Source organism: Mesorhizobium sp. M7A.F.Ca.CA.001.08.2.1 (assembly GCF_003998455.1).
Lineage (GTDB): Bacteria > Pseudomonadota > Alphaproteobacteria > Rhizobiales > Rhizobiaceae > Mesorhizobium > Mesorhizobium ciceri.
In genome coordinates this window covers 1-3,894 of record NZ_RZPW01000615.1, presented here as the reverse complement: position 1 = coordinate 3,894, position 3,894 = coordinate 1, and the positions used below count along the sequence as shown (strand labels likewise).

Here is a 3,894-nt window from a genome sequence, read left to right as displayed (position 1 = left end):
CGAGCCAGCCCCGCTGAACGGAACCGCTCTTCATCAGGTCCTGAACGACCTGCTTGGCGGTCGAAGCGGGAATGTCGAAGGCGATGCCGACGCTGCCGCCGGACGGCGAGAAGATCGCGGTGTTGATGCCGACGACCTGGCCGTTGAGGTTGAAGGTCGGGCCGCCAGAATTGCCGCGGTTGACCGATGCGTCGATCTGGATGAAGTCGTCATAAGGCCCAGCGCCGATGTCGCGGCCGCGGGCGGAGACGATGCCGGCGGTGACGGTGCCACCAAGGCCGAACGGATTGCCGACGGCCACCACCCAGTCGCCGACGCGAACCTTGGAGTCATCGGCGAAGTCGACATAGGTAAACTTGCCGACGCCATCGACCTTGAGCACGGCGAGATCGGTGCGCGGGTCGGTGCCGATCAGCTTGGCATCGAGTTCCTTGCCGTCATTCATCACCACGGTGAAGGCCGAGCCTTCCGAAACGACGTGGTTGTTGGTGACGAGATAGCCGTCATCCGAGATGAAGAAGCCGGACCCTTGTGCAACCGGCCGCGGCTGGTCGTTGTTGCGGTCGCGATGGCTGAAGCGCCTGTTGCCGCCACCCTGGCCGTCCTGATCACCAAAGCCGCGGAATTCCTTGAAGAAGCGGCGCAGTTGCGGATTGTTGGGCAGGTTGTTCATGCCATCCTGATCGTCGGACGGGTCCGAGCCGTCATCGGCGGCCGGGCTGATCTTGGCCTTGACCTTGACGCTGACAACAGCGGGAGAAACCCGCTCGACGACATCGGCGAAGCCCGGTACCTGCGGCGCCTCGACGCGCACGGCATCGGCCAGAACAGGGCTGGTTCCGCTGGTCAGCGCACCGACGCCGATCGCACCGGCCACGGCGACAGACGCGACGGCAGCCATGAGACGCTTGCGGGTGACGGAATATGAACGGGGGGCAATATTCATGGATCTCGTATCCTCTTTCCAAATGGACGCTGCTGATGGGCATCCTCAAGCAAGAGAATTAGAGTGGCGCACATTACAGCGCCATTTCCGACACATGAAACTTTGGTAATGTTTTGGGGTCGGGGGACGCACAAACCCGTTGGCCGCGATGCCCTATGTGCTATCTTGTACACAACTCAGCACAAGGCTTTCATAAATGACAGCAAGCACGCCTGGCGGATCGTATTCGTGAAATGGGCCGAGGCCTTGGTGATATGGCGACGGGCCGGCCAGGCCGAGTAACAGGCACATATGAGACGTTCATCAGCCGCCTGCCCCACACCACATCATTGCCTATGAGTTGCGCCCGATCGCTGGCCGTCAGAGCGTCGTTATCCTGCGCGTCATTCGCACGTCGCGGGACTGGCCCTCGGAGGAATGGCCGAGCTAATTGCCTAGTATCTTGTCCAGCGCCGCCTGTTCCTCAGTGGTCAGCGCATTGGTTGCCAGCGAGCGACGCGACCGCGCGGTCAGCACGATGAAAACGCCTCCCACCAGCAACAGCAGGACAGGCGTGCCCCACAGCAATGCATTGCGCAGGTCGAAACGCGGCTTGAGCAGCACGAACTCGCCATAGCGCGAAACCACGTAGTCCATGACCTGCTGGTCAGTGTCGCCGGCGACGAGGCGCTGACGCACGAGGACGCGCAGGTCGCGGGCAAGGTCGGCATCGGATTCGTCGATCGACTGGTTCTGGCAGACCATGCAGCGCAAGCCTTCCGAAAGCGCCCGAGCCCGCGCCTCAAGTGCAGGATCAGGCAGCATCTCGTCAGGCTTCACCGCCAAGGCCGTGCCGGCAAAAAACAGCGCCAGCAGCAGGATAATGGAGGTCAGCGAAAGCCGTGCGTTCATGGCAGGGTCGCGGATGGCACCACGCTCGCCTGCTTGCGCCGTCGCGACGGCGCGCCGACGCGCAGGCGCCGGTCCATCAGCGACATCGCCGCGCCCGCCATCATCATCAGGCCACCGCCCCAGATCAACGTCACCAGCGGCTTCCACCACAAACGCACGACGACCGAACCATCTTTGCCCTCGTCGCCGAGCGAGATGTAGAGCTGCGAGAAACCGATCGTCCTGATGCCGGATTCCGTCGTCGTCATCTGCCGCACCGGATAAAACCGCTTGGCGGAGCTGATTTCGCCAACAGGGCTACCGCTGACGCCGATCAGCTCGAAGCGGCCGCGATCCTCGCTGTAATTCGGTCCCTGGGCCGGATAAAGCCCGACGAAACGCAGCGTATGGCCGGACAGTTCGACGGTCTCGCCGGCATGCATCGACAGGATCTTCTCGGTGCCGAAGCAAAGTGTGCCGACGATGCCGAGCGTGGTCAGGCCGAGGCCGAGGTGAGCGAAGGCTGTGCCGAAGACCGAACGCGGCAAGCCGAGCAAGCGCCGGACCATGATCCCCGTTGCGACGGTCCGAAAGCCCGATTTGACGGCGAGATCGGTGAGCGCGCCAAGGATCAGCCAGACGGCAAGGCCTACGCCCAGGGCTGCGAACACCGAGGCGCCGTCGATGAACAGAGCGGTGACCAGCGTCGCCAGCAGCGCCGCTGCAAAGGCCACCATCAGGCGCTGCGCGACGGCGAAGACATCGCCGCGCTTCCAGGCCAGCAACGGCCCGAACGGAACCACGAGCAGCAGCGGCACCATCAGCGGCCCGAAGGTGAGATTGAAGAACGGCGCGCCGACCGAGATCTTGTCGGCTGAAAAGGCTTCGACGGCGAGCGGATAGAGTGTGCCGACAAGCACGGTCGCCGTCGCCGTGGTCAGGAACAGATTGTTGAGGACGAGTGCCCCTTCTCGGGAAATCGGGTGGAACAGGCCGCCGGTCGTCAACCGGGAAGCGCGCAGCGCAAACAGCGCCAGCGAGCCGCCGATAAACAGCGTCAGGATGCACAGGATAAACACGCCCCGGGTCGGATCGGTGGCAAAGGCGTGCACCGAGGTCAGCACGCCCGAACGCACGAGGAAGGTGCCGAGCAGCGACAGCGAAAAGGTCAGGATGGCGAGCAGCAGCGTCCAGATCTTCAGCGCCGAGCGCTTTTCCATGACAATGGCCGAATGGAGCAGCGCGGTGCCCGCCAGCCACGGCATGAAAGACGCGTTCTCGACTGGATCCCAGAACCAGAAACCGCCCCAGCCAAGTTCATAGTAGGCCCAGTACGATCCCATGGCGATGCCGCCGGTCAGGAACATCCAGGCGACCAGCGTCCACGGCCGCACCCAGCGCGCCCAGGACGCGTCGATGCGGCCTTCGATGAGAGCGGCGACCGAGAAGGAAAAACAGATCGAGAAGCCGACATAGCCGAGATAGAGGAACGGCGGGTGGATGGCGAGGCCGAGATCCTGCAGGATCGGGTTGAGATCGCGGCCTTCGATCGGCGCCGGATTGAGCCGGATGAACGGATTGGACGTCGCCAGAATGAACAGGAAGAAGGCGGCGCCGATGGCGCCTTGCACCGCAAGCACATTGGCGCGCAGCGTCGCCGGCAGGTTGGAGCCGAAAGCGGCGACGAGTGCGCCGAAGAAGGTCAGGATCAACACCCAAAGCAGCATCGAGCCTTCATGATTGCCCCAGGTTCCGGTGATCTTGTAGATCAACGGCTGCAAGGAATGCGAGTTTTCCCACACGCTTGCCACCGAGAAATCGGAGCTCGCATAGGCACTCGCCAGCGCTGCGAAAGACAGCGCCGTCAAGGCGAAGCCGGTCACCGCGACCGGACCGCCGACGGCCATCAGGCGCTGGTTGTTCAGGCGTGCGCCAAACAGCGGCACGAGCGTCTGCACCAGCGAAAGCGCAAACGCCAGGACGAGGGCGAAATGTCCGGTTTCAACCATGCCCGTGATCCACTGTCGCTCTCCTGCCGGAGCTATTCACTCTTGCTCTCCTGCCACACGCCCTTGGCC

3 protein-coding genes are annotated in these 3,894 nt (G+C 63.3%); all 3 read right to left on the bottom strand.

Annotated elements, in window-relative coordinates; translation table 11 throughout:
- Positions 1–946: trypsin-like peptidase domain-containing protein (locus EN914_RS27495; protein ID WP_127389388.1), on the bottom strand; the 946-nt coding region annotated here is incomplete at its 3' end.
- Positions 947–1,372: 426 nt separating this feature from the next.
- Positions 1,373–1,837 (bottom strand): cytochrome c-type biogenesis protein, encoded by a 465-nt coding sequence (locus tag EN914_RS27485; RefSeq protein WP_024505284.1) that lies wholly within the window; start codon positions 1,835–1,837, stop codon positions 1,373–1,375.
- Positions 1,834–3,825 carry a heme lyase CcmF/NrfE family subunit gene (locus EN914_RS27480; protein WP_024505285.1) on the bottom strand — a complete coding sequence of 664 codons (1,992 nt, stop codon included), beginning with the start codon at positions 3,823–3,825 and terminating at the stop codon, positions 1,834–1,836. Before EN914_RS27480 ends, EN914_RS27485 begins: the two co-directional genes overlap by 4 nt.
- Between the last annotated feature and the right edge of the window lie 69 nt (positions 3,826–3,894).